The following is a 24,732-nucleotide window of genomic DNA, read 5'->3' as shown; positions in this document are numbered from 1 at the left end:
CCGTTTCCTTTCATACCGTCCAGTCGGCCACCAGGCCCAGCACCTGCTCCAGCAGCGGCAGACACAGGGAAAGCGCAAGCACCGCGCCGGCAATCTCCAGCTTGGCGGCAAGCGCGGACTGCCCCGCATCCTTGCACAGCGCGCTCATGACGCGCACCACAACCGCCACGCCCAATGCCTTGCACACCGGCAGATACAGGCTGCCCGTAATGCCGCCCTGCGCCAGCAGCGCGGAAAAGCGCTGCGCCGTGCCGCCGATCGTCTGGAACGCCTGCAGCAGGATCAGCACGCCCGCGGTCAGCGTCAGCAGGAAGGCAATGGCGGGCGCGTCCTTTTTCAGCACGAGCGAAAGCACCAGCGTCAGCAGCGCCAGCCCGCAGGCCGCGGTCAGCCCGTTCAAAAGCCGAACACGCTTTTCATCATCGAAAAGAGCTGGCTGATCTCCTGCACAATCAGCATCAGCACGACGATCAGCCCTGCGAGCGTGGTCATCAGCGCCTGCTCCTCCCGTCCGGAACGCGTCAGGAGCTGTCCAAGGACAGCCACCAGGATGCCAACGGCCGCGATCCGGAAAATCAGATCAACATCCATACTTCCCTCCGTTGTCAGATCAGCACCAAAACGACCAGTATCCCGAGCGCGATGCCGCAGGTGCGGTACAAATTCCCCTTGCTTTGCAGTTCCTCGGCCGCCGCCGCGCGCGCGGCGGACAGGCGCCGGCCAATCTGGTCCAGCCCCGCCGCCTGTTCGGCGGCGTCGTAGCGCCCCAGGTAGTTCGCGGCGTCGCAGAGGATATCGCATTCCGGCGCGCCGAGTCCAGCCTCCGCGCGGTTGTCCCGCAGATTGACGCGCCACAGATAGCTGAGCGAAAGCCCGTTCTGCTCGCGCAAGCGGCGCTGAAGGCCGCCGAACACCAGCCGGACGGTCGGGTTTTCGTTTTCCGCCAGCGTCCCGATGATCTCAGGCAGCGGCGCGCGGCGGCAGGATATCTCGCTGCTGATCAGCGAGAGAGCCATCAGCATCGCGTCCGCCGCCGCAACCCGCTTTCGCAGGCTCTGGCGGGCAGACAATCCGAGCGCCGCGCAGGAGCCGAATATCATCACCGCACCTATCAGCTTGAGCATGTCCGTTCCTCCAATCGTTCCATGCGGTATTCCCGCTTTCCATCCCTCCGGCCGATCACGACCGCCCGCCTGAAAACGCCCAGTTCCAGCAGGGAGCGGTAAAGCGGCCTGCGCCGCAGGTCGTCCGTTCCCGCCGCGTGCGCGGTCGCGAGTACCGCCGTGCCGCAGTGCGCGCAAAGCGAAACCGCCTCCACATCCTCGGGCGCGGTGATCTCGTCGAACGCCAGCAGCGCGGGCGACATGGTTTTGAGCAGCATGAGCGCCGCCCGCTTTTTCGAGCAGTTTTCCAACACATCAGTACAGCGCCCGATCGCGAACTGCGGCACGCCGTCTGCCAGCGCCGCCACCTCGCCGCGCTCATCCGCCACAGCGACCGTATGCCCCTTGTCCGACACCGCGCGCACCCATTCCCGCAGCAGCGTGGTTTTCCCAAAGCCGGGTGGCGACAGCAGCAGCATGGATTGCGGCTCACCCTCCCCGACCCAGGGCGCGATCACGGCATCCACCCCCCAGGCCTGCCGCGCGATGCGCAGATTGACGGAGGACAGCCCGCGTATGCCGACGACCTTTCCGTTTTCCTCCGCTGCGGTGCCGCAGACACCCAGCCGGTGGCCACCCGTAAGCGTAACAAACCCGTTTTTCAAGCTTTCCGTATAGCTATGTACCGAATACCGCGCGGCACGGCTGAGGATCTCCCGCAGCTCCTGCGCGGTAACGACGGCAAGCTCCAGCTCCCGCTCGCCGCGGGCCGTTTTGACCGCCGGCGGCCGTCCCGCCCGAAACCGCAGCTCCTCGACCTCCTCCTGCCCCTCCAGCGCCGCGAGCTGCGCCGCGCGAAGCGGCGGCAGGCATCCAGCCGCCTGCTGGTAGGCTTTGTCCTGTTTCACTTCCATATTGCATCACCTGTCCTACTCTATGAGCGCCGTCTGCGGAATATGACTGTCCGACGCCCTTGACCGCAATTCCTCATGAAACAAAACCGTAACAATTTTTGCATTGACAACCCGAGGCATCGGTAATATAATAAGTACAAATATTGCACAAAGCGATGACAGAGGAAAGTAGTTGTTCCAAGCGCGGCTTTCAGGGAGTGTCCGGCATGACTGGAAACGGACGCAGACGCCGGCACGATGAAGTTCCCTCTTAAGCTGCGGCGCTGAAAAAAACCTTGCAGTAGGCGCCGACGGACTCCTCCGTTACAGGGATAGGATATTTTGTGTATCCGAAAAAGTGCGGCATGGTTTCCATGCCGAATGTGGGTGGTACCGCGGAATGTTTGTCTTTCGTCCCTCTTTGTGGATGAAAGGCTTTTTTTATGCTTTTTCTCCGCCGGACAAACGCAATTCACCCCCAATATGACAAGGAGAGAAAACACATGATTATCATTATGAAGCAGGGTGCGACCCGCGAACACGTTGAAGAGCTTTCCAGGCACATCGAGCGTTGGAATGTCAAGGCCAACCCGATCTACGGCGCGGGTACGATCGTCATCGGTCTCGTCGGCGACACGGGCGCGGTGGATAAGGACGCGCTGCTGCGCGACCCCCAGGTGGAAAACATTATCAAGGTGCAGGAGCCATTCAAGCTGGCCAACCGCAAGTTCCATCCGGATAATTCCCAGGTCGAGATCGCGCCGGGCGTGGTCGTGGGCGGTAAAAAGCTGGTCGTGATGGCCGGCCCCTGCTCGGTCGAAAGCGAGGAGCAGATCATCGACGTGGCGCGCCATGTGCAAGCGGACGGCGCCGCCGTGCTGCGCGGCGGCGCGTGGAAGCCGCGCTCCTCCCCGTATTCGTTCCAGGGCCTCAAGGCTGAAGGCCTCGAACTGCTCCACAAGGCGCATGAGGCGACCGGCCTGCCGGTCGTGACCGAGATCACCAACCCCGCGCATATCGAGCTGTTCCTGGATAAATGCGACTGCTTCCAGGTGGGCGCGCGCAATATGCAGAACTTCGAGCTGCTCAAGGAGCTGGGCCAGACCAAAAAGCCCGTGCTGCTCAAGCGCGGCTTCGCCAATACGATGGAGGAATTCCTCATGTCCGCCGAATACATCATGGCAGGCGGCAATGAAAACGTTATCCTGTGCGAGCGCGGCATTCGCACCTACGAAACCTACACCCGCAACACGCTGGATATCTCCGCGGTGCCCGTACTCAAGCGCATGAGCCATCTGCCGGTCATCGTTGATCCGTCCCACGCGGGCGGCATCTACTGGATGGTTGAGCCGCTGGCCAAGGCCGCGATCGCCGCGGGCGCGGACGGACTGATGATCGAGGTTCACAACGACCCCGCGCACGCCCTGTCAGACGGCGCGCAGTCGCTCACCTACGATTCGTTCCACGAAACCATGACCAATCTGCGCGCGGTGGCGCAGGCAGTGGGGCGCGAAATCTGATTTCGCTTGAAGCTGCCGTTTCCGGCGAGGGGGACGTGACGAGGTTTTGCCGCGGGCGCGTCCAAAGCGCGACTTCGCGCGCCGCATCGCTCGATTTCCCATCTTAAAAATGCGCCTGACGGCGCGGTACAAATGTGCAGTTTATCATCAAAGGAGTGCTTCAGTAGTGCAGACCCTAAGCCTGACGGGCACGAACGGCGTGTCCGATATCCATATTGAAACCGGCCTGCTCGGCCGCGCGGCGGCGGCCATGCTCGATGTTTTTTCCCCCAGCCGCGCGCATATCGTCACGGATTCGACGGTCGCGCCGCTGTATCTGGAAGCGCTGGAACGCCAATTTTCCTTTCCGGTCTCCCACACGGTCATCCCCGCGGGCGAGGAGTACAAGCGGCTGGCAACGGTCGAGACCGTCTATCATGACATGCTCGCCGCCGGCATGACCCGCAAGGATCTTGTTATCGCGCTTGGCGGCGGCGTGGTGGGCGATATCACCGGCTTCGCCGCCGCAACTTTCCTGCGCGGCCTAGCCCTGTGCCAGATTCCAACCACCCTGCTCGCGCAGGTGGATTCCTCGGTCGGCGGCAAGACCGGCGTAGACCTCGCGGAGGGTAAAAACCTGGTCGGCGCGTTTTACCAGCCGCGCCTGGTTCTGATCGATCCGGCGGTGCTTGTTACCCTGCCGGACGCGACCTTCGCTGACGGGATGGCCGAGGTGGTTAAATACGGCTATATCGCCAATAAGGGCATTCTGGACCTGGTTGCCTTGCCGGATTACAAGGCGCGCATCGGGGATATCATCTACGAATGCGTCAAGATCAAGCGCGACGTGGTCGCGATCGATGAGCACGATACCGGCCTGCGCATGATTCTGAACTTCGGCCATACGATCGGCCACGCGGCGGAGAAGCTCGGGCATTATACCGACCTGACCCACGGCAGGGCGGTCGCCATCGGTATGGTTGCGGCCATGCGGCTGAGCGCCCTGCTTGGCAATCAGGACCTGACCGCGCCGCTCACAAAGCTTTTGCAGCACATCGGGCTGCCGACCGCTCTGACCTATGACCGCGAGGCGATTTACACCGCCCTGCTGTCGGATAAAAAGAAGTTCGGCGCGACGGTCAATTTCATCTTGGTCCGCGAGGCGGGCCGCGCGGAGATCACCCCGATCGACGCGGAAACGCTGCACGAATACATTCTCAAACTGTAAGGAGGCAATGCCCAATGGGTTCCATTTGGGGAAACGCCATCAAACTATCGCTCTTCGGCGAATCGCACGGGGCCGGCATCGGCGTGGTGATCGACGGGTTTCCGTCCGGCGTCGCATATGACGAAGCCTTTATCCTGCGCGAGATGGAGCGCCGCGCCCCCGGGCGCAACAAGCAGTCCACCCAGCGCAGGGAGGCCGATCTGCCGCTTATCCAGTCCGGCATCTACAACGGCAAAACCACCGGCACGCCTCTCTGCGCCCTTATCCAGAATACCAACCAGCGCTCGGGCGATTATGCCGCGCTGTCCGCGCAGCCCCGCCCGGGCCACGCGGACTATACCGGCATGGTGCGCTATCAGGGTTGCAACGACCCGCGCGGCGGCGGCCATTTTTCCGGCCGGCTGACCGCGCCGCTTGTGTTCGCGGGTGCGATGTGCAAGCTGTGGCTGAAAACGCAGGGCGTGACGGTCGGCTCCCATATCCAGTCCATCGCGCAGATTCAGGATATGCCGTTTGACGATGTGGATGTGTGTCCCGAGCAGCTTGACGCGCTGCGGGAGGCCGACTATCCGGTCAATAACCCGCGCGCGCTGGACGCCATGCTCGCCGCGATCGAGGATGCGCGCGAAGCGCAGGATTCGGTAGGCGGCGTGATCGAATGCGCGGCCACCGGCCTGCCCGCCGGACTTGGCAGCCCCATGCTGGATACGGTGGAGGGCCGCCTGTCCTCCCTGTTGTTCGGCGTACCCGCGGTCAAGGGCGTGGAGTTCGGCGCGGGCTTTGCCTTTGCCGCGCTGCGCGGTTCCCACGCAAACGACGCCATCTATCAGGAGGCAGGCACGGTCAAAACCGAAACCAATAACAACGGCGGTGTCAACGGCGGCATCACCAACGGCATGCCGCTCGTGTTCCGCGTGTGCATCAAGCCGACCCCTTCCATCTCTTCGTTACAGCAGACGCTCAATCTTCAGACCGGCCGGGTTGAGCCGCTTTCCATCCATGGGCGGCACGATCCCTGCATCGTCACGCGCGCCGCGCCCGTCGTCGAGGCGGCGTGCGCCGTCGCGCTGGCAGACCTGCTGCGGGAGGCGAACGGCTATGCGTGAATTACCCGCAATCCGCAGGGAGATCAACGAGGTGGATGAACAGATGCGCGCGCTGTTTCTCAAGCGCATGTCGCTCGCGCTTGAGGTGGCGCATGCCAAGGCCGAAACGAACGACAGCGTCTATAAGCCTGATCGGGAAGCGGAAATCATTGAACAGCGCACTGCGGGTATGGACGGGGAAATCCGGCTCAAATATACCGCGTTACTGCAAAGCATGATCCGCGCGAGCCGCGAATATCAATACAGCGAGCAGCTTCGGGAGGAGCCTGCGCGTTTCCCGCTCCATCCGGCGGGGTCCGCGCTCGACCCGAAAACCGTCTACTACCAGGGCGTACCGGGCGCATACCAGGAGCTGGCGGCGCGCGCGCTGTTCCCACAGTGCGAGCCGGTCAACGTGCCGACGTGGGAGCAGGTGTTCCGCTCCGTGCGCGACGGCGCTGCGGATGTGGGCGTGGTTCCAGTCGAAAACACGACCGCCGGCACGGTCAGCGAGGTTTACGACCTGCTCCTGGAATACGGCCTGTGCATCAACCGCTCGTATATCCGGAAAATCTCGCATTGCCTGGCCGCAGTGCCGGGCGCGCGGCTTGCGGATATTCAAAGCGTATGCTCCCATCCGCACGCCCTGCCCCAATGCCACGCGTTTATTGCCGCGCATAATCTTGAAGCGATCGAAGTGGCCAATACCGCGATCGCGGCGCAGAATGTCCGCGATAAAGGCGACAGGCGGCTTGCCGCCATCTGCTCACGCGAAGCGGCCGAGCGGTACGGCCTGCACATTCTGGAGGAAGGCATCAACGACCTCAAGCACAACGAAACGCGCTTTATCGCAGTCAGCCGGATGCTTACCAGCCAGCCGGAGGACAACCGTATCGAAATCGCGTTCCACATCCCGAATGTCGCGGGCTCGCTCAACACCGTGCTGGATACGATTGCGCACTACGGCATCGACATGACCAGCATCTATTCCCGACCTCTGAAAGACAGCCCCTGGTGCTATGTGTTCTATCTGGATTTCACCGGCAATATGCGTGACCATGCTGTGCAGTCCCTGCTATACCAGCTCCATGAGGAGCTTCCCTACATCAAGGTCATCGGCAGCTATCAGGTGTCCGATGCGACGGAGGAGTAAAAACAAATGCAAATCCAACCCTGCGGCCCGCTGCGCGGCGAGATTACCGTGCCGGGCGACAAATCCATTTCGCACCGCGCGGTCATGCTGGGCGCGCTGGCAAATGGCACGACCCACATCACCGGCTTTCTGATGGGCGAGGACTGCCTTTCCACCATCGACTGCTTCCGCAAAATGGGCGTGGAAATCGAGATCACGGACAGCGAGGTCATCGTGGAGGGCGTGGGCCTACACGGCCTGTGCGCGCCGGAGGAGACGCTGTACACCGGCAACTCCGGTACGACCACCCGTCTGCTGTGCGGCATCCTGGCCGGACAGCCGTTCACCGCCACCTTAAACGGCGACGCCTCCATCCAGAAGCGCCCGATGGGCCGCGTTATCAAGCCGCTGCGCGAGATGGGCGCGTCTATTGAAGGCAAAAACGACAATTACTGCCCGCTCACCCTGTATCCAAGCGAACTGTACGGCATCGAATACCGCCTGCCGGTCGCTTCCGCGCAGCTTAAAAGCGCCATTCTGCTTGCCGGCCTCTATGCCGAGGGGCAGACCACGGTTATCGAGCCTGCGCCCTCGCGCGACCATACCGAGCGCATGTTCCGCGCCTTGGGCGTGGAGGTCGAAACACACGGCAGCACTATCACGCTCGAGCCGCCGGAGGACCTGTACGCCGTGGATATCCGTGTGCCGGGCGATATTTCTTCCGCGGCGTTTTTCCTGGTCGCGGGCGCGATCGTCGAGGGCTCAGAGCTGACGATCCGGAACGTTGGCGTCAATCCGACGCGCACCGGCATTCTGGACGTGCTGCACGAGATGGGGGCAGATATTTCCATATCGAATTTTCACGACGACGCGGAACCCGTATGCGATTTAACCGTCAAACATAGTATGCTGCGCGGTGTGGAGATCGGCGGCTCGATCATCCCCCGCCTGATCGACGAGCTTCCGGTCATCGCGGTCGCGGCGGCTTACGCCGAGGGCGAGACGGTCATCCGCGATGCGCAGGAGCTCAAGGTAAAGGAATCCAACCGCATCGCCGCCATGGTCACCGAACTGAAAAAGGCAGGCGTGGACGCAGAGGAAACCGACGACGGCATGATTATCCGCGGCGGCAAGCGTCCGCACGGCGCCGCCTTTGAAACCTACAAGGACCACCGCATCGCCATGAGCCTCGCCGTGCTGGCGCTCGCCGCGCGCAGCGCATGCCGTATCGACGAGCCGGAGGTCGTCGCGATCTCCTATCCCGACTTTTTCCATACACTGGAACGGTTGGGGGGCTGATACCATGCTGCTATCCATGGAACAGTTCCGCGTGTTCCAGCCGGAAAAGCCGACCTACGCGCTGTTCGGCTGGCCGCTCGGCCATACCATGAGTCCGGAACTGCACGCACAGCTGTTCGCGGCCTCCGGCCAGGACGCGGATTATATCGGCGTCGCCGTGCCGCCGGAAGACCTGCCGGAAGCGTTCGAGCTGGCAAAGCGCAGGCTGGGCGGCATCAACTGCACCATTCCGCACAAAAAAGCGGTCATCCCCCTGCTGGACGAGGTGGACACCGCCGCACGCAACCTGCACTCGGTCAACACCGTGGCATTCCGGGACGGGAAGGCGGTTGGCTACAACACGGATATCCTGGGCTTTGCCGAATCCCTTACAAGGGATGGGATCAGACTGCGTGGGAAAAAGGTCCTGCTGCTGGGCTATGGCGGCGCGGCTTCGGTCATGGCCTACCACTGTGTGACGCAGGGCGCGTACCTGACCATCACCGGCCGCAACCTGGACAAGGCGGAGTCCCTGCGGCAGCAGCTCTGCGCGGCCGTGCCCGGCGCACACATCGCGGTCTATAACCGCCGGCATATCCCTCGCGATATCCAGATCGTCCTGAATTCCACGCCGGTCGGCATGTACCCCAGGGAAAACGCCGCTCCCCTGCACTACCTGCCGCACAAGGCCGAATATGTGTTCGACGCGATTTACAACCCACCTATAACCGCCACCATGCGGCTGGCCAACCCCAAAAAGGCCCGCGTGCGCGACGGTCTGTTCATGCTGGTCATGCAGGCGGCCTACGCGCAGACGGTCTGGTCGGGCGTGCGGTTCGAGCCGCAGGCCTGCGAAACCATTCTGCGCCGCACCTATGGCAAAATGGCGGTCAAGCGCCTGCATGAAAAGCACGGCAAGCGCAACATCGTGCTGTGCGGCTTCATGGGCAGCGGCAAGACCACCATTGGCCGGAAACTCGCCCGTCTGACCGGTTTGGAATTTATCGACGCGGATCAGTATTTAGAGGCGCGGGAGGGCAAAAAAATTCCCGACATTTTTGCGGAACAGGGGGAAGCGTATTTCCGCGATCGGGAATGCGCCTACATCAGGGAGCTTTCCCAGCGGGAAGGGATTGTGCTTTCCCTCGGTGGTGGCGCGGTGCTCCGGCCGGAAAACGTGAAAGCAGTCCGAGAGACCGGCCTGCTCATCCATCTGGACACTCCCTATTACCGCATCCTGAAAAACCTTTCCTATTCCAACACCCGCCCGCTGCTTGCCGGCCCTGACAAGCAGGCCGAAACGCGCCGCCTGTATAACGCGCGCAAGGCCGTCTACCACCATGCGGCAGATATCTCGGTGCGTAGTCCCAAGATATCCGAGGTGCTGGAAAAAGTGGTAAAGAGCATCTAAAAAGCCGATCGGAACCATGCTTCCGGTCGAACGGACGCACCGTGCCGGGCGCGGATGCGTCCCGCGCTTCGAAAAGTTCCGGAAACGAAGCTTTTCTCCGTATTGGTATAAAAACCCACGTATATGCCGCGGGTTTTTATGGTTTTCGGCGGCTGCACCGCTGAAAACCAATGTCATTGCCCCGCGCGCGGGATAGAGGCGCGCGGGACGGCGCTGCGTGCGAAGTGGGGGCGCGGCGCGGCAGCAAGGCTTCCACTATCCTGAGAAAATGAGGAGGACCATGAAACACTTCGCAAAAGTATCCAGCCGCCTGCTGGCGGCTTCCCTTGCCGCAGTACAGCTCTTTACATCTGCGGCCGGCGCCGCATTCAGCAACGGCTTCACCTATTCCTATCCGGTGGGAGAAGGCTTGACCTATACCCGCTCGGAGGGCAAAAACAGCGCCGGCGTGCAGCGTGCAAATATCCTGACATACCGGCCGAACACAGGCGTCTCGCCGATCATGGTGTATGCGGACGAGCAGCTTTACGGCAGCAGCGCCACGATCACAAACGCGGTCAAATATCTGGAGAGCCAAGGGAAATCGGTCATTGGCGGCACGAACGCCGACTTTTTCGTCATGTCCAGCGGCGTCCCGATCGGGCTGGTGATCGACGAGGGCGAGCTGATCTCATCCGACGCATGGCAGTATGCGGTCGGCTTCAAGGCGGACGGCTCGGCCGTGATGGGCCGTCCGACCATGAGTATGACGGTTTCCGGCGCAAGCGGCACGGTTTCTGTGTCCTATTTCAATAAAACCCGTACCACCGCAGGCGCATACCTGCTCGACCGCAACTATGACGATTCGACCCACTTTACCGCCAACGGCACCAACATCATCCTCGAGCGCGTGGATGATACGCCGGTCACGGTAAACGGCACGGTCAAAATGAAAGTCATCAACAAGGGAACGGGCAACAGCCCGCTCACCATCACGGACGACCAGATGGTGCTGACCAAGTCGGACGGTGCGAACGTCCCCTCCTGGGTGGACTTCCCTGTCGGCGAGGAAGTCACGCTCAAGGTCACGGCGAACGACGCCAACTGGGCGGATGTGGATTACGCGGTCGGCGGCAAGCTGCTGATCGATAACGGCTCTGTCACCACCTCGGGGATAGATGGAGGCTCTTCCAACCGCGCACGCAGCGCGATCGGCGTCCGGTCGGACGGTACGGTCGTGCTATACGAGGTTGACGGGAACCAGTCCTCGCACAGCGTGGGACTGACCGCCGCCCAGCTTGGGGAAGAGCTGGTATCGCTGGGCTGTGTCCGCGCCATCTGTCTGGACGGCGGCGGCTCCTCCGCCATGGCGCTGCGCAGGCCCGGCGAATCCACCGCTTCCCTGATTACCAGCCCCTCGGACGGTTCCCAGCGCGCCTGCGCCAACTATATTTTCTTTATCAACCATGTCACATCTGACAACGTCACTGCCTATGCGTTCCTCACGCCAAGCTACCGCTATGTGCTGCCGGGTGCTTCCACCTGGTTCTCGGTCAAGGGCGCGGACGCATCCTACGGCCCTGCGCCGGATCCCTCCGGCATGAGTTACACCGTATCCGGTGATCTGGGTACGGTCGAAAACCAGACATTCACTGCCGGTACAGCAACCGGCACCGCCACCATTACCGCTTCCAACGGTTCGGTCGAAGGCTCAATGGATATCTGCATCACGGGCGACGTCAATTCGATCGGCCTGCAGAGCGCTGGCAAGGACATCAGCTCAATCTCGGTCAAGCCCGGCCAGAGCGTCGATGTGGACGGGATCGCCTACCACCTTGGCCAGAAGATGGCCTCGATCGACACTGCTTTTAGCTGGAGCGTTTCCAGCGGCATCGGCTCGATCGACGAAAAAGGCGTGTTCACCGCGGGCGACAGCATGGCAAGCGGCACGCTCACCTGTTCGTATGGAGCGACCAGCAAATCCATAACGGTGAATGTCGGCATGGGCGACCCGCAGGACGCGGAAACCGTTGCAGATTTTGAGGCCGGCACGGACGGCTGCACGGCCACCGAGGGCATGACGCTTACCCGCGTGACCGGATATACAGCGGTCGCGCGCGGCGAAGGCTCGCTCAAGGCCGCCTATGACGGTACCAAGGTCGCGGCCGCGACGATCTCGCTCCCGCAGGCCGATGTTTCCGGCCGGAAGCACCTGACGCTGTGGGCGCGCGGCGAGGGGACGCAGGGTACGCTTACCGCGGTCTTTGCTGACGCCGAGGGCAATGAGCTGACCACAGCCCTGTCCGCGGCCACCACGGCCTCATGGAAGCAGCTTACCGCCGCCGTTCCGGAGGGCGCGTCCAAGCTGACCGGCATCCGCTTTGAACGCAGCGGCAGCGGAGCTGCGGGTTCCGCGCTCTACCTAGACCAGGTCGTCGTTTCCGCCGACCACGCGGTTACCAATACGGACGCCCCCTCGGTCAAGCTGAACAGCACCGCCCTGACCGTGGACGCCGGCGCGGCGGCCACGATCAGCGGTACCGCTACGATGGAGAATGGCAAATATCCCGCCCGTTCTTCCAACATTACAGTCAAGGTGGATGGGAAAGCGGTTGACGGCGCGGCTAAAATGAGCGGCGCCACCCTGACCGTCACAACCGGCGCGCTGTCTGCGGGTACGCATTGCGTCACGATCGACGTATCGGACGACGCAGGCAACCGCACCCGTGCTTCCGCAACCGTCACAGCAGGCAGCGCCAGCAACGCGTTTGCCGATACCGCTTCCCACTGGGCGCGCGGCTACGCTTCCCTGCTGAATACCAACGGCATAATGAAGGGCGAAACCGGCAGCGACGGGAAAACCTATTTTCGTCCGGAGCGGAATCTGACGCGCAAGGAATTTGCGGTCACGATGGCGCGCCTGCTCGGTCTGGACACCTCGTATACCGGCGCGCTCGACTTTGCCGACGATGCCTCCATACCGGATTGGGCGCGCGGCGCGGTCTACGCTGTTTCGCAGGCGGGCATCATGAACGGCGAGACACGGAACGGCAAGCTGTATTTCTCTCCGGACGCGGATATGACGCGCGCCGAGGTCATGACCGTGATCGGACGCTGCCTGCCGCGCGGCTATGCGGCGGCAAGTCTTTCCTATAAGGATGCGTCCTCCGTCCCCTCCTGGGCGGTCGATCAGGTCAGAACCTGCGTTGCCGCCGGCATCATCGGCGGTTATAGCGACAATACGTTGCAACCTCTGGGCAAGATTACCCGCGGCGAGATCGCCAAAATTCTCGCGCTGTTCTAAAAATGAATAACAAAAACCCCCTCTGCCGAATGACAGAGGGGGTTTTTGTTATACTTTCAGAAGCCGCCAGTCACACCGAGCACCTGTCCGGTGACAAAGGCCGCTTTGTCCGAGCAGAGGTACAGGATGCTTTCCGCGACCTCGCGCGCGGTGCCAATGCGCCCCAGCGGTGTTTGCTCCGCCAGCTCGCGCATGGTTTCCGCGCTGTGCACCGCATTCATATCCGTATCGATCACACCGGGCGCGACACAATTGACCCGAATGCCAGAAGGCCCCAGTTCCAGCGCGAGCGATCTGGTTAGACCGATCAGCGCCGCCTTGCTCGCCGCATAGTGGCTCTCGCAGGACGCACCAGCCTGCCCCCAGACAGAGGACACTGTCACAATACTGCCCTGCTTTCTGTGCAGCATGCCCGGCAGCGCGGAACGGATGGTCCGCACCGCGCCCAGCAGGTTGACATCCAGCATATGCTGCCATTCCTGCTCCGTAATGTCCTGAAACAGCTTCTGCTCCGCCACGCCTGCGTTGCACACCACCGCATCCAATCCGCCAAAATAGCTTACCGCCTCCCCCGCCGCACGTCCGACCGCACGCTCATCCGTCAGGTCGGCACAAAGCGCCAGCGCACCGGACTTTTCCGCCAGCGCGCCCGCGGCTGCGCGGCTGGCGCGGTAGGTGAAGGCCACATTCCAGCCCGCATCGGCAAATACCTGCACACACGCGGCGCCAATACCACGTGAACCGCCGGTAATCAAGACTGTCTGCGGCATGTCAGATCGCTACCGTCTGCTGCGCCACAAACAGATCCTGCTCCAGGTCCTTCTGGCGCGCAAGCCCTTCCTCGATGTCCAAGTCGGTGACGCGGTTATCATCGAACACGATCACGCGGTTGGTCTTGCCCGCCTCCAGCGCCATCACCGCCTCATAGCCCATGCGGGTCGCCATCACGCGGTCACGCGCGGACGGGGAACCGCCGCGCTGGATGTGGCCAAGGATGGTCACACGCGTATCGATGCCGGTCGCCTCATGAATCCGGTCGGCAACATCCTGCGCGGCGCCATAGCCCTCCGCCACAATAATAATATGGTGGTTGCGGCCCTTGATGCGCCCGACGCGCATCTTCTCGATGATATCAACATCAAAGTTCAGCTCGCGCTCCGGCAGGCAGATCGCGGTAGCGCCGACCGCGCAGCCAACGTGCAGCGCCAAATGACCCGCCCGGCGCCCCATGACCTCAACGACCGAGCAGCGCTCATGCGACTGCATGGTGTCGCGCAGCTTATCGATACATTCAATCGCAGTATTGCAGGCCGTGTCAAAGCCGATCGTGTAATCAGTACACACGATATCATTATCGATCGTACCCGGCACGCCGATGCAGGGTACGCCCTTGCGGGACAGCGCCTGCGCCCCGCGGAACGTACCGTCGCCGCCGCAGCAGATCAGTCCGTCGATCCCCAGATAACGGCAGGTATCCGCCGCCTTCTGCAGCCCTTCGTCGGTCAGCATCTCCTTGCAGCGGGCGGTATACAGCATCGTGCCGCCCTTGCGGATGATCCCGTCCACGCTGCGCGCCGCCATCTCGATGATATCGCCGTTAATCAGGCCGCTGTAGCCGCGGCGGATGCCAAGCACGGAGATATCGTGCGCCGAAGCGGTGCGGACGACCGCACGGATCAATGCGTTCATGCCCGGCGCGTCGCCGCCGCTGGTGAGCACGCCAATTCTGCGAATCTGTTTGTCCATAATGAGCCTCCTGTATCGGTTGCTTCTCAAAATAATATTTGCCTTACATGGCGGAGCCTTGTCCGGTTCCCTACTGCATTATAACATCTTCCTCGCCCAAGAGGAAGCGTAATTTTTCCAAAAGCGGCACATCCGGCTGGCACCAGTATTCCCGCTTGGCCAGCGTTTTTTTCCTAGTGTCCGTAGGATAGAGATAAACCGGCGTATCGCCTGGCTGCGCCAGTAGTATGGCCTTGATCTGCGGCCATTCGTCGCTGCCCATGCTGTCAATGCGCAGGAACAGCTTCTGCGGCGCAAGCCGCGCCGCCTGCTGGTCGGTATATACCGACCGCTGCGGGTTCTGCTGTGCGAGCATGCTGTTCACTGCGCTTTCGGTCAGCGGCTGCGCTTCGTTCAGCAGCACCTTGGGCGCTTCATCCTCGCGCGCGTCGATCTTACCGGTAAGCAGTACCGCGCTGTCCTCGGTCAAATAGGCGCCGCACTGCTGCAGCGAGCGCGGGAACACGATCAGCTCAATCGACGCGGACTCATCCTCCACCGTCACATATGCCATCATCGAGCCGTTTTTGGTGGATTTGAGCCGCACAGAGGTGATAACGCACGCCAGCCGCACAGTCATTCCATCCTTATAGGCGGGCTGGGTGCTTTCCCCCGAAAGATCGTCGATGATCTTCCGGATGGAGGCCGCGTCTGCTTTTTTCGCCAGCTCCCGATACTCGTCCATCGGATGACCGGACAGGTACAGGCCGGTCGTTTCTTTCTCCATTGCCAGAAGCTCCCGCTTGCCCGCCTCGGGGATATCGGGCAGGGCGATCTGCGTATCCTGCACCTCGTCATTTCCCATGCCGAACAGGTCCATTTGCCCCTCAATGTTTTTCTTGCGGCTCTGCGCGATCGCATCCACCACCGCGCCCACAATCTGCAGCAGCTGGCTCCGCCGGTATCCCATGGAATCGAATGAGCCGGCTTTGATCAGGCTTTCGAGTGCACGCCGGTTCAGTTCCCGATCGTACATGCGCTCGCAAAAATCCTGGAACGACGAAAACAGCCCTCCTGTCTCGCGCTCCTCCACAAGCTGCTTCATGAACGACCGGCCGACGCCCTTGACCGCAGCAAGGCCGAAGCGGATGTCCCGTCCGGAAACCGAAAACCCATCGAACGACTCGTTCACATCCGGCGGCAACACCCGAATCCCCATTTCACGCGCGGCCTGGATATACTCGGAAATCTTGTCCGACCAGTCCAGCACGGAGGTGAGCAGCGCTGCCATATATTCGCGCGGATAATGGCACTTGAGATAGGCCGTGCGGAAGGAAACAACCGCATAGCACACCGCATGGGCCTTGTTGAACGCATAGTTGGCAAAGTCCATGATCTCGTCGAACAGGCCTGCCGCAATGTGCTCCGGCACGCCGCGTTTGACCGCGCCGTCGATGCCAAGCGTCTCATTGCCGTGGATGAAATTGACGCGCTCTTTCTCAAGCTCCTTCATCTTCTTTTTGCTCATCGCGCGGCGCACCATGTCCGCCTTGCCGAGCGAGTAACCCGCCAGGCTCTGAAACACCTGCATGACCTGCTCCTGATAGATCATGCAGCCATAGGTGACTTTCAGGATCGGTTCGAGCAGCGGGTGCTTATAGGTCACCTTTTCCGGATGGTGGCGGCATTCGATATAGCGCGGGATGGACTGCATCGGCCCCGGCCGGTACAGCGCCACAACCGCGGTGATATCCTCGATGGACGCGGGGCGCAGGCCGGTGACGACGTTGGTGATACCCGCGCTTTCCAGCTGGAACACTCCCATCGTTGAGCCGCGGCCGAGCATCTCATAAGTGGCCTTGTCGTTCATATCCACGGTTTCGATGTTAAAATCCGGCACATGGCGGCGGATCATCTTTTCTGCGTCCGCGATCACCGTCAGGTTACGCAGGCCGAGGAAGTCCATTTTGAGCAGCCCCAGTTCCTCGAGCGTGGTCATGGTGAACTGGGTGACCATCTGCTCATCGTTGCGCGCAAGCGGCACATAGGTATCCACCGGATCCTTGGTAATGACCACGCCCGCCGCGTGGGTCGAAGCGTGCCGCGGCATTCCCTCGAGCGCGCGGGCCGTATCGATCAGCTCGCGTACCTGCGGCTTTTCGTCATACATCTTTTTCAGCTCTGGATTAACCGCCAGCGCCTTGTTGATCGTGATGTGCAGCTCGTTTGGCACCTGCTTGGCAACCGCGTCCACCTCGTTATACGGGATTGACAGCGCGCGTCCCACATCGCGGATCGCGCCGCGCGCAGCCATGGTGCCGAACGTGACGATTTGCGCTACGCGGTCCTTGCCGTACTTTTCGGTGACGTACTCAATCACCTCCGGCCGACGCACATAACAGAAATCCACGTCTATATCCGGCATGGAAACGCGCTCCGGATTGAGGAAGCGTTCAAAATACAGAGAATAGTGGATAGGGTCCAGGTCGGTGATGCCCAGGCAGTAGGAAACGATCGAGCCCGCCGCCGAGCCTCGCCCCGGCCCGACGGGGATACCGTTGCTCTTGGCATAGCCGATGAAGTCGGAAACGATCAGGAAATAATCCACAAAGCCCATCTGCGCGATCATATCGATCTCATACTGCAGGCGGGCGCGCACCGTGCCGTCGTCATCCGGATAGCGTTTAGCAAAGCCCTCGTCGCACAGCTTCTGCAGGTACTGCAGGGCGCCATACCCCTTCGGCACATCGAATTCCGGCAGATGGTACTTGCCAAACTCAAACTCGACCTGGCAGCGCTCCGCGATCCTGACGGTGTTCGCAAGCGCTTCCGGATGCTCTGGGAACAGTGCGGCCATCTCGTCCGCGTCCTTGATATAAAACTCCTGCGTCTCAAACTTCATGCGGGTGGGGTCGTCCACCGTCTTGCCCATCTGGATGGACATGAGCACGTCCTGTATTTTTGCGTCCTGTTTGGTCAGATAGTGCGCGTCGTTCGTGGCGACCAAACCAATATCCAGCTCTTTTGCGAGCTGATACAGCCCCTCGTTTACCTTTTTCTGCACCTCGATGCCATGGTCCTGCACCTCGAGATAGAAATGGTCGCGGTCAAAAATATCCAAAAACTGTTCGCACAGCTCATAGGCGCCGTCCATATCGCCCTCGGCCAGCGCGCGCGGGATCACGCCCGCCAAGCACGCGGACAGGCAGATCAGGCCCTCGCTGTGCTGCCGGAGCAGGTCCATATCGATGCGCGGCTTCATATAAAAGCCCTCGGAAAAGCCGAGCGACACCATATGGATGAGGTTGCGGTAGCCGGTCATATTCTCGCACAGCAAAATCAGATGGCTGTGCCATTCACCATTCACATAGCTGCGCTCAAAACGCGAATGCGGCGCCAGATATACCTCGCAGCCAATCACCGGATGGATGCCCTTGGCCTTACAGGCGCGGTAAAAATCAATCACGCCATACATCACGCCGTGATCGGTCAGCGCGCATGAGGTCTGCCCCAACTCGGCCACTCTCTCCACCAGCCCCTCGATCCGGCACGCGCCGTCCAGCAGGCTGTATTCACTATGCACATGCAGGTGCGCAAACGGTACCATTTAGTCCTCCTTTGACGCAAATTCCGTTATTTTTTTCAGCCGGTGGCTCAGCCCCGGCTTGGAGATCGGCGGGTCGAAGCGTTGTGCAAGCTCGGCCAGGCTGTCGGTCGGATAAGCCAGCCGCAAGCGGACGGTTTCGCGCAGCGCTTCCGGAAAGGCTTCCTCCCCGCGCCGGTCGAGCACCGCGCGGATCGCGGCGACCTGGCGCGCGGAAGCGTCCGCCGCTTTCATCAGGTTCGCAGTCTCGCAATTAACCTGCCGGTTAATCGTGTTGCGGATATTCTTTTCCACCTTGGCCTGCATCAGCTCCATCGCCGCGCGCGGCGCACCGATGCGGGTCAGGAAATCCTCCACGCTCGCGCCCTCCTTAAAGTACAGGAGGCAGGAATTACCGCGGCGCGCCTGCTTGGGCGACAGCCCCAAATCGAGCAGCAGGCTTGTCTCCTCCCCCGCAAGGCTCTGCCGGCCGGCTTTCAGCTCCAGATGGCTTTTTTTATCCGGCCCCGCCACCGTACCCGCCATCAGGAACGCGCCGCGCAGGAAAGCAGCGACGCAGCAGTCGTTTTCCAGCACGTTCCGGTTGAGATGGTAGGCGAGGTGGCTTTTCAGGTCATATCCCAGCACATCAAAGATCCGCGCGATCTGCGCTGGCTCCCCGACAGTATGCTGTAGCTTGCGCCCCGCCCGCTGCGGCGCGCAGTCCACGGAAAACGCACGCTGCAGCAGCGCCTGCAGCCGGCGCGCCACAAATACGTTTTCCGTGGACAGCCGTATCTCTTTATGGGAAAATACCGACGCGTGCAGCAACACGCCGTAAGCTTCCGCCCGCGTGCAGCACGCACGCTGCATGGAAACGCGGCACAGCTCGGCCTTTACTTCGGTTGAAAAGGACATGGACCGCTCCTTTATCTGTCAATCAGCGCTGATAATCGCGGTGCATGGTGACCACGCCGTAGTCCCGACCGCGCAGATGCTCGGAAAGCGCCTCCGCAATCGCGACCGAGCGGTGCTTCCCACCAGTACAGCCGATGCTGATGATTACGTTCGCTTTTCCTTCCGCCACATACCGCGGCAGCAGAAAATCGATTGTCGAGGTCAAATGTTGCATCAGCTCATCCGCCATGCCGCCCTGGAACACGTAGTCGCGCACATCCGGATCGGTACCGTTTTTCTCGCGCAGGCTCATCTCATAATAGGGGTTGGGCAGGAACCTCACATCAAACACCAGATCGGACTCGGGCGGGATGCCGTATTTGAAGCCGAACGACTGCACGATCACCTCGAACGCGCCGCCGCCATCCGTCCCCGCGAACAGCGCGAGCAGGCGCTCGCGCAGCCCCGCTGCGGACAGTCCAGTCGTATCGACCACAAAATCCGCGCGGCTCTGTAGCGCGGCCAGCATGCTGCGCTCCTTCTCGATCGCAGCCGTCATGCCAATACCCTTCTCCATCAGGGGATGCTTACGGCGGGTTTCCTTAAAGCGCCGGATCAGCGTCGGCGTATCCGTATTCAGAAACAGGATCCGGTAGTCGCAGCCCATGCTCTTGATCGAGTCCAGCGAATCGAACAACTGCTGGAAATCCCCGCCCGCGCGCACATCGGTCACAAGCGCGACGCGCTCGTAACGCTCAGTCGCGGCAAGGCATATCTCGGCAAAGCGCGGGATGAGCGCGATGGGCAGGTTATCCACGCAATAATACCCCAGGTCCTCAAACGTGGCGACCGCGCGGCTCTTGCCCGCGCCCGACATACCTGAAACAATCAAAAAATACATCGATTCATCCCCCTTGCCCATTCGTCCATGCTTACCGGATGATCCGGACCTCGCATTCCAATTCCACGCCGAATGCCTCCCGCACGCGGCTCTGCACCAGCTCGATTAGGCGCAGCATATCGTCGCAGCTCGCACCGCCGCGGTTGATCAGAAAGCCCGCATGCTTTTCCGATACCTGCGCCCCGCCGACAGAAACCCCTTTCAGCCCCGCGTCCTCGATCAGCCGTCCGGCAAAATACCCTTCCGGCCGCTTGAATGTCGAACCCGCCGATGGATAGTTAAGCGGCTGCTTATCCCGCCGCCGCTGCGCAAGGTCGGCCATTTTGAGCTGGATCGCGGTGGGGTCACCCGGCCGCAGCCGGAGCGTTGAACGCAACACCGTCCATTCTGGATGGGCGCGGAAAGCGCTGCGCCGGTAGCCGAAGCCGTGCGCCTCCCCCTCCAGCACATGCCGCGCGCCCACTCCGTCCAGATACTCGGTTTTTTCCACAATGCCCGCCATCTGTCCGTCATACGCGCCGGCGTTCATAAATACCGCGCCGCCCAAGCTGCCCGGGATGCCGGCGGAAAACTCCGCTCCGGTCAGCCCCGCGCGCTGTGCGCGCCGTGCCACACGGCTGAGCAGCGCGCCCGCTTCCGCAGTGACCCGACAGTCCTCGCCGACGCGCACCTCGTCCAGCCCGATCGTACAGATGACCGTGCCGCGCACGCCATCGTCCGAAACCAGCATATTCGACCCGTTCCCCAGCACCAGCAGCGGCAGCTCATGTTCGCGCACCACGGAAAGGGCGGTCGTCAGTTCCGCAATGGTTTTCGGCATGACAAACAGGTCCGCCGGTCCGCCGATCGCAAAGGTAGTGTGGCGGCTCATGGGTTCGTTAATCGCAATATCTATCTCTGGCGCGGCTTTACGAAGGGCCGCCGCGCATTCGTTGATGTTGATACGGTGCTCCATCCTTTTCCTCCAAGCAAAGCAAAAGCAATATATAATATTATACCAAACCGCAAGGTAAAGTGCAAACGAAAGGCACCCCTATGGGGTGCCTTTTTGGTGAACGGTTTCCGGCAGCCGGTTAATTGCTCGCCTCATCCAGCAGGCTCGCGCCTTCCGCCATATCGTTGACAGCGGTACGCAGCTGCTCATCCATCTGGGATACCAGCTCCGTCAGCTTGGTCTGGTCGGTTTCCTCCGTCATTGCCACGACTGTATCGATAAAATCGATCATCGACTGGCAGCCGGACTGCATCTTCTCGTGTCCCGCCGCATAGGCTTCCGGCGGGGTGATTGCGATAAAGTCGTTAAGCGGTGCCTTCATGGACTCCAGAACCTCTTTCGCAGACTCCGGATCGGTCATTGCGGTGCTGGCATTGTTCTGGATCTCGGTCATCTCCGCGCCCAGATCCTCTACCGCCTGCTGGTATTCCTCCTCGGTCAGCGCGGCCGACGCCGCCTGATCCCCGCTGCCGGCGTTGTCCCCGCCGCTGCACGCAGCCAGCGATAACGCCATTACCGCCGCCAGCAGCGCGGCCAGCAAACGCTTCGTCATGTTCTTTTTCATACTCTTTCTCCTTATGACCTTACAAATTTTAGCATAAGCTATGGTATCATTATACAAAAAGAGCGTGAAAAAGTAAAGAATTTTTGTGGCAAAAAATGCAACAGGAAATACTTTTCTTATTGTTTATTCTACCTATTAATTTTTAGTGGAACCAGACTTCCTCATGCTCCCCGCGCCGTGGGCGCCCCAGGAGCATGCGTATGGCTTCCTTAGCGGACAGGCCGTTATACAGCACCTCATACATTGCCTCGGTGATCGGCATGGACACCCCCTGCTGCTGGGCCAGGCGGTAGCCGGCTTCGGTCGCGTAATAGCCCTCCACGGTCGCGCCGACCTCCTGCATTGCCTCCTGTGCGGTCTTGCCCTGCCCAATCAGGATACCCGCGCGGCGGTTGCGCGAATGCATCGAGCAGCAGGTAACGATCAGGTCCCCCACGCCGGACAGCCCCGCGAAGGTCTCCTGCTTGGCGCCGAGCGTAACCCCCAAACGGGCGATCTCGGTCAGGCCGCGCGTCATAAACGCGGCTTTGGAGTTATCCCCCAAGCCCAAGCCATCCGAAATACCCGCGCCAAGAGCGATAATGTTTTTGAACGCGCCGCCCAGCTCGCAGCCGACCAGGTCGGACGAGGTGTACACACGGAAAAAGGTATCGTTCATAAACGCAGCCTGCGTCAGCTCAGCCGCCGCCCTGCTCGCTGATGCGGCAACAATCGCGGTCGGCACCCCACGGGCCACCTCCTCCGCGTGGGTCGGGCCGGTCAGCGCTACCACGGGGTTGCGGCCGCCCATCGCACGGTCGATCGTTTCCGAGAAGCGGCAGTAGCCGTGCTGGGAATCCAGCCCCTTGCCCACATTGACGATCACCGTACCCGCTGGAACGATGCGGGAGAGCTGCTCCGCGGTCGAAGCCACGGCAAAGGACGGGACGGCCATCACCACCAGGTCCGCTTCCGCCGCGCCCGACATATCAGTCGTGACCGTGATCCCCTCTGGAATCCTCACCCCTGGCAGCAGCTTTTCGTTTGCCCGCTCGCGATGCAGCAGGTCGCATTCCTCCTGAAAAAAGGTCCAGGAGGTCACCGCATGGCCGTTATGGTGCAGCAGCATAGCCAGCGCAATGCCCCAGCCGCCGGTACCCAATACAAAAACCTTCATTTTCCGCTCTCCTCTCCATCGGAAGCTATTTTCTCAATGGTCTTTTTACTTTTGAAGGAAAACCTGTTCTCTTCCCCGTGCAGCATACGCATGATATTGCTCCGGTGCATGAAGATGACCGCCACCGCCATACCGAATGCCATCGCGGTCAAAACCGAATCGCGGTAGAACAGCAGGGTCGTAATGGGGAAGCTGACCGCGCCCAGAATCGAGCCAAGCGAGATCCAGCGCGTCACCGCAACCGCCAGGAAAAACAGCACGAACGCGATCAGGAAAATGCGCCAGTCGAACAGGAGCAACATGACCGCGCCGACCAGCACGCCCTTTCCCCCGCGGAAGCCAAAGTACACAGGAAACATATGCCCCAGTATCACGAAAATACCGGCCACCAGCTTGCCGACCGGTCCAACCAGAAGCGCGCCGATCGAGATTGCTGCCGCGCCCTTTGCAATGTCCCCCAGCAACACGAACAGCGTTTTGCCCGCCCCCATTGTGCGGTAGGCGTTGGTCAGTCCGGCGTTGCCGCTGCCATAGTTGCGGATATCCTTGCCGAGCGTTACCTTGCTGACGATGATTGCAAAGCTCAGCGAACCCAGCAGGTAGCCGCACACCGCAATGATGGCAAATTGCGTCAATGTCATGTTGTCGTCCCCCAAGAAATTAATTTAATCCTTGTCCCCGCGCTCACGGATCACCATGCGCACGGGCGTGCCTGTCAGTCCGAACACCTCGCGGATCTGATTTTCCAGATACCGCTGGTAGGAGAAGTGGAACAGGCGAGCATCGTTGCAGAAGCAGACGAACGTCGGCGGACAGGTGGATGCCTGCGTCATATAGAAGATACGCAGGCGGCGCCCCTTGTCAGTCGGCGGCTGCACGCGCGCGGTCGCCTCGGCCAGGATGGAATTCAGGCGGCCGGTCGGGATGCGCATATGGTTCTGCTCGTGTACCGCTTTGATCAGGGCGAACAGCTTATCCACGCGCTGTCCAGTCTGCGCGGAAATGAACAGCACCGGCGCATAGGGCATGTATGCCAGCCCCTCGCGCACGCGCAGCGTGTATTCCTTCATCGTGGAGCCGTCCTTTTCCACCAGGTCCCACTTGTTGACCACAATGATGCAGGCCTTTCCGGCATTATGCGCCTCGCCCGCGACCTTGGTGTCCTGCTCGGTCACGCCCTCGGTCGCGTCGATCATAATGACGCACACATCCGCGCGCTCGACCGCGAGCAGGGAGCGCATAACCGAATATTTCTCAATCTTCTCGTCCACCCTGCTTTTTTTGCGGATGCCCGCCGTGTCGATAAAGGTGAACCTGCCGTGCGCGTTGTCCAGATCGGCGTCCACGCTGTCACGCGTCGTACCCGCCACATTGGAAACGATCACGCGCTCCTCGCCCAGCACGCGGTTGAGCAGGCTGGACTTGCCCACGTTCGGCTTACCGATCAGCGCGACGCGGATGCGGTCCGACGCTTCCTCGCCCTCCTCCTCGGGCGGGAAATGCTCGTAAGCCGCGTCCAGCAGCTCGCCCACGCCATAACCGTGCAGTGCGGAGATGCCGTAAGGCTCTCCCAGGCCGAGGTTATAAAACTCATAAAACTCCGCCGGCGGGTCGCCCGGCTTATCGCATTTATTGACCGCCAGCACGATCGGCTTGCCCGAACGCAACAGCATCGCCGCCACATCCTGATCCGCCGCGGTCACGCCGGTGCGCAGGTCGGTGATGAACACGATCACATCCGCATGGGAGATCGCAGTTTCCGCCTGAAAGCGCATGAACTGCAAAATTTCGTTGTCGTTTGACGGTTCGATGCCGCCGGTGTCGATGATGGTAAAATCACGTCCGCGCCAGTCGCTTTCCGCATATAGCCGGTCGCGTGTTACGCCCGGCGTATCCTCCACAATGGACAGGCGCTTGCCCGCCAAGCGGTTAAACAGCTGTGATTTACCGACGTTCGGCCGGCCGACAATCGCCATAATCGGCTTTGGCATATCCTTTC

General features: G+C 61.1%; 21 protein-coding genes and 1 other annotated feature. Of the genes, 7 read left to right on the top strand and 14 right to left on the bottom strand.

The annotated features are described in order from the left end of the window. Window positions 1-10: 10 nt before the first annotated feature. Genes OCV66_RS08545 through OCV66_RS08530 form a run of 4 tightly spaced genes read right to left on the bottom strand, consistent with a single transcriptional unit; the run spans window position 11 to window position 2,017 of the window. Window positions 11-400, bottom strand: coding sequence for a SpoIIIAC/SpoIIIAD family protein (locus OCV66_RS08545; protein ID WP_054327302.1), 390 nt, complete (start codon window positions 398-400; stop codon window positions 11-13). Then, window positions 397-591: a stage III sporulation protein AC gene (spoIIIAC, locus tag OCV66_RS08540; protein WP_107631977.1), complete on the bottom strand. Its 195-nt coding sequence runs from the start codon at window positions 589-591 to the stop codon at window positions 397-399. Before spoIIIAC ends, OCV66_RS08545 begins: the two co-directional genes overlap by 4 nt. Window positions 592-605: 14 nt before the next feature. Beyond that, window positions 606-1,124 (bottom strand): stage III sporulation protein AB, encoded by a 519-nt coding sequence (locus OCV66_RS08535; RefSeq protein ID WP_054327301.1) that lies wholly within the window; start codon window positions 1,122-1,124, stop codon window positions 606-608. Next, entirely contained in the window at window positions 1,112-2,017 is a 906-nt protein-coding gene (locus OCV66_RS08530) for a hypothetical protein (RefSeq protein WP_054327300.1), read from the bottom strand. The genes OCV66_RS08535 and OCV66_RS08530 overlap by 13 nt, the downstream gene beginning before the upstream one ends. Window positions 2,018-2,163: 146 nt before the next feature. Next, window positions 2,164-2,418 (top strand) — a binding site (T-box leader). A gap of 81 nt (window positions 2,419-2,499) precedes the next feature. On the opposite strand from OCV66_RS08530, the gene aroF reads away from it, so the two are divergent. The 7 genes from aroF to OCV66_RS08495 all read left to right on the top strand — a co-directional run bounded on the left by aroF (window position 2,500) and on the right by OCV66_RS08495 (window position 12,912). Then, window positions 2,500-3,516 carry a 3-deoxy-7-phosphoheptulonate synthase gene (gene aroF, locus OCV66_RS08525; protein WP_107631975.1) on the top strand — a complete coding sequence of 339 codons (1,017 nt, stop codon included), beginning with the start codon at window positions 2,500-2,502 and terminating at the stop codon, window positions 3,514-3,516. A 166-nt stretch (window positions 3,517-3,682) separates the two neighbouring features. Next, window positions 3,683-4,723, top strand: coding sequence for a 3-dehydroquinate synthase (aroB, locus tag OCV66_RS08520; protein WP_054327299.1), 1,041 nt, complete (start codon window positions 3,683-3,685; stop codon window positions 4,721-4,723). Window positions 4,724-4,737: 14 nt separating this feature from the next. Next, window positions 4,738-5,829: a chorismate synthase gene (gene aroC / locus OCV66_RS08515; protein WP_054327298.1), complete on the top strand. Its 1,092-nt coding sequence runs from the start codon at window positions 4,738-4,740 to the stop codon at window positions 5,827-5,829. Beyond that, complete coding sequence (gene pheA / locus OCV66_RS08510; protein WP_054327297.1) at window positions 5,822-6,961, top strand: prephenate dehydratase; 1,140 nt, start codon at window positions 5,822-5,824, stop codon at window positions 6,959-6,961. Before aroC ends, pheA begins: the two co-directional genes overlap by 8 nt. A 6-nt stretch (window positions 6,962-6,967) precedes the next feature. Beyond that, a complete protein-coding gene (gene aroA, locus OCV66_RS08505) occupies window positions 6,968-8,239 on the top strand; it encodes a 3-phosphoshikimate 1-carboxyvinyltransferase (protein ID WP_054327296.1) in 1,272 nt (423 codons plus the stop codon). 4 nt (window positions 8,240-8,243) lie between these two features. After that, the gene (locus tag OCV66_RS08500) at window positions 8,244-9,629 is read left to right on the top strand and encodes a shikimate kinase (RefSeq protein WP_147574147.1); all 1,386 of its coding nucleotides are present in this window, start codon (window positions 8,244-8,246) and stop codon (window positions 9,627-9,629) included. Between the two features lie 280 nt (window positions 9,630-9,909). Continuing rightward, entirely contained in the window at window positions 9,910-12,912 is a 3,003-nt protein-coding gene (locus tag OCV66_RS08495) for a phosphodiester glycosidase family protein (RefSeq protein WP_262564260.1), read from the top strand. A gap of 56 nt (window positions 12,913-12,968) precedes the next feature. Here OCV66_RS08495 and OCV66_RS08490 read toward each other — a convergent pair whose 3' ends face one another. The 10 genes from OCV66_RS08490 to der all read right to left on the bottom strand — a co-directional run bounded on the left by OCV66_RS08490 (window position 12,969) and on the right by der (window position 24,724). Beyond that, on the bottom strand, window positions 12,969-13,682 hold the full coding sequence (locus OCV66_RS08490) for an SDR family NAD(P)-dependent oxidoreductase (RefSeq protein ID WP_054327293.1): 714 nt from the start codon (window positions 13,680-13,682) through the stop codon (window positions 12,969-12,971). Window position 13,683: 1 nt separating this feature from the next. After that, the gene (gene pfkA / locus OCV66_RS08485) at window positions 13,684-14,658 is read right to left on the bottom strand and encodes a 6-phosphofructokinase (RefSeq protein WP_054327292.1); all 975 of its coding nucleotides are present in this window, start codon (window positions 14,656-14,658) and stop codon (window positions 13,684-13,686) included. Window positions 14,659-14,728: 70 nt separating this feature from the next. Continuing rightward, window positions 14,729-18,244 carry a DNA polymerase III subunit alpha gene (locus OCV66_RS08480; protein WP_054327291.1) on the bottom strand — a complete coding sequence of 1,172 codons (3,516 nt, stop codon included), beginning with the start codon at window positions 18,242-18,244 and terminating at the stop codon, window positions 14,729-14,731. After that, window positions 18,245-19,138 (bottom strand): DNA-binding protein WhiA, encoded by an 894-nt coding sequence (whiA, locus tag OCV66_RS08475; protein WP_054327290.1) that lies wholly within the window; start codon window positions 19,136-19,138, stop codon window positions 18,245-18,247. A 22-nt stretch (window positions 19,139-19,160) separates the two neighbouring features. Beyond that, window positions 19,161-20,018: an RNase adapter RapZ gene (rapZ, locus tag OCV66_RS08470; RefSeq protein ID WP_054327289.1), complete on the bottom strand. Its 858-nt coding sequence runs from the start codon at window positions 20,016-20,018 to the stop codon at window positions 19,161-19,163. 31 nt (window positions 20,019-20,049) lie between these two features. Next, window positions 20,050-20,973, bottom strand: coding sequence for a UDP-N-acetylmuramate dehydrogenase (murB, locus tag OCV66_RS08465; protein ID WP_107631968.1), 924 nt, complete (start codon window positions 20,971-20,973; stop codon window positions 20,050-20,052). A gap of 118 nt (window positions 20,974-21,091) precedes the next feature. Next, a complete protein-coding gene (locus OCV66_RS08460) occupies window positions 21,092-21,577 on the bottom strand; it encodes a DUF6376 family protein (protein WP_054327288.1) in 486 nt (161 codons plus the stop codon). A 142-nt stretch (window positions 21,578-21,719) separates the two neighbouring features. Further along, the gene (locus OCV66_RS08455) at window positions 21,720-22,733 is read right to left on the bottom strand and encodes an NAD(P)H-dependent glycerol-3-phosphate dehydrogenase (RefSeq protein ID WP_107631967.1); all 1,014 of its coding nucleotides are present in this window, start codon (window positions 22,731-22,733) and stop codon (window positions 21,720-21,722) included. After that, entirely contained in the window at window positions 22,730-23,374 is a 645-nt protein-coding gene (plsY, locus tag OCV66_RS08450) for a glycerol-3-phosphate 1-O-acyltransferase PlsY (protein ID WP_054327286.1), read from the bottom strand. Before plsY ends, OCV66_RS08455 begins: the two co-directional genes overlap by 4 nt. Before the next feature lie 24 nt (window positions 23,375-23,398). Beyond that, window positions 23,399-24,724: a ribosome biogenesis GTPase Der gene (gene der / locus OCV66_RS08445; protein WP_147574145.1), complete on the bottom strand. Its 1,326-nt coding sequence runs from the start codon at window positions 24,722-24,724 to the stop codon at window positions 23,399-23,401. Window positions 24,725-24,732 lie beyond the last annotated feature (8 nt).

The organism is Agathobaculum ammoniilyticum (genome assembly GCF_025567315.1).
Taxonomy (GTDB): domain Bacteria; phylum Bacillota; class Clostridia; order Oscillospirales; family Butyricicoccaceae; genus Agathobaculum; species Agathobaculum ammoniilyticum.
The sequence above is the reverse complement of the archived record's forward strand: the minus strand, read 5'-3'. Positions and strand labels throughout refer to the sequence as shown.

What these genes read in the sequence shown, in the direction of transcription:
- OCV66_RS08500 (WP_147574147.1), top strand. Translation starts at nt 8,244, where the DNA reads ATGCTGCTATCCATGGAACAGTTCCGCGTGTTCCAGCCGGAAAAGCCG.
- murB (WP_107631968.1), bottom strand. Translation starts at nt 20,973, where the DNA reads ATGGAGCACCGTATCAACATCAACGAATGCGCGGCGGCCCTTCGTAAA.
- OCV66_RS08530 (WP_054327300.1), bottom strand. Translation starts at nt 2,017, where the DNA reads ATGGAAGTGAAACAGGACAAAGCCTACCAGCAGGCGGCTGGATGCCTG.
- OCV66_RS08455 (WP_107631967.1), bottom strand. Translation starts at nt 22,733, where the DNA reads ATGAAGGTTTTTGTATTGGGTACCGGCGGCTGGGGCATTGCGCTGGCT.
- plsY (WP_054327286.1), bottom strand. Translation starts at nt 23,374, where the DNA reads ATGACATTGACGCAATTTGCCATCATTGCGGTGTGCGGCTACCTGCTG.
- OCV66_RS08495 (WP_262564260.1), top strand. Translation starts at nt 9,910, where the DNA reads ATGAAACACTTCGCAAAAGTATCCAGCCGCCTGCTGGCGGCTTCCCTT.
- OCV66_RS08490 (WP_054327293.1), bottom strand. Translation starts at nt 13,682, where the DNA reads ATGCCGCAGACAGTCTTGATTACCGGCGGTTCACGTGGTATTGGCGCC.
- rapZ (WP_054327289.1), bottom strand. Translation starts at nt 20,018, where the DNA reads ATGTATTTTTTGATTGTTTCAGGTATGTCGGGCGCGGGCAAGAGCCGC.
- aroF (WP_107631975.1), top strand. Translation starts at nt 2,500, where the DNA reads ATGATTATCATTATGAAGCAGGGTGCGACCCGCGAACACGTTGAAGAG.
- pheA (WP_054327297.1), top strand. Translation starts at nt 5,822, where the DNA reads ATGCGTGAATTACCCGCAATCCGCAGGGAGATCAACGAGGTGGATGAA.
- OCV66_RS08535 (WP_054327301.1), bottom strand. Translation starts at nt 1,124, where the DNA reads ATGCTCAAGCTGATAGGTGCGGTGATGATATTCGGCTCCTGCGCGGCG.
- aroA (WP_054327296.1), top strand. Translation starts at nt 6,968, where the DNA reads ATGCAAATCCAACCCTGCGGCCCGCTGCGCGGCGAGATTACCGTGCCG.
- OCV66_RS08480 (WP_054327291.1), bottom strand. Translation starts at nt 18,244, where the DNA reads ATGGTACCGTTTGCGCACCTGCATGTGCATAGTGAATACAGCCTGCTG.
- spoIIIAC (WP_107631977.1), bottom strand. Translation starts at nt 591, where the DNA reads ATGGATGTTGATCTGATTTTCCGGATCGCGGCCGTTGGCATCCTGGTG.
- aroC (WP_054327298.1), top strand. Translation starts at nt 4,738, where the DNA reads ATGGGTTCCATTTGGGGAAACGCCATCAAACTATCGCTCTTCGGCGAA.
- OCV66_RS08460 (WP_054327288.1), bottom strand. Translation starts at nt 21,577, where the DNA reads ATGAAAAAGAACATGACGAAGCGTTTGCTGGCCGCGCTGCTGGCGGCG.
- der (WP_147574145.1), bottom strand. Translation starts at nt 24,724, where the DNA reads ATGCCAAAGCCGATTATGGCGATTGTCGGCCGGCCGAACGTCGGTAAA.
- whiA (WP_054327290.1), bottom strand. Translation starts at nt 19,138, where the DNA reads ATGTCCTTTTCAACCGAAGTAAAGGCCGAGCTGTGCCGCGTTTCCATG.
- pfkA (WP_054327292.1), bottom strand. Translation starts at nt 14,658, where the DNA reads ATGGACAAACAGATTCGCAGAATTGGCGTGCTCACCAGCGGCGGCGAC.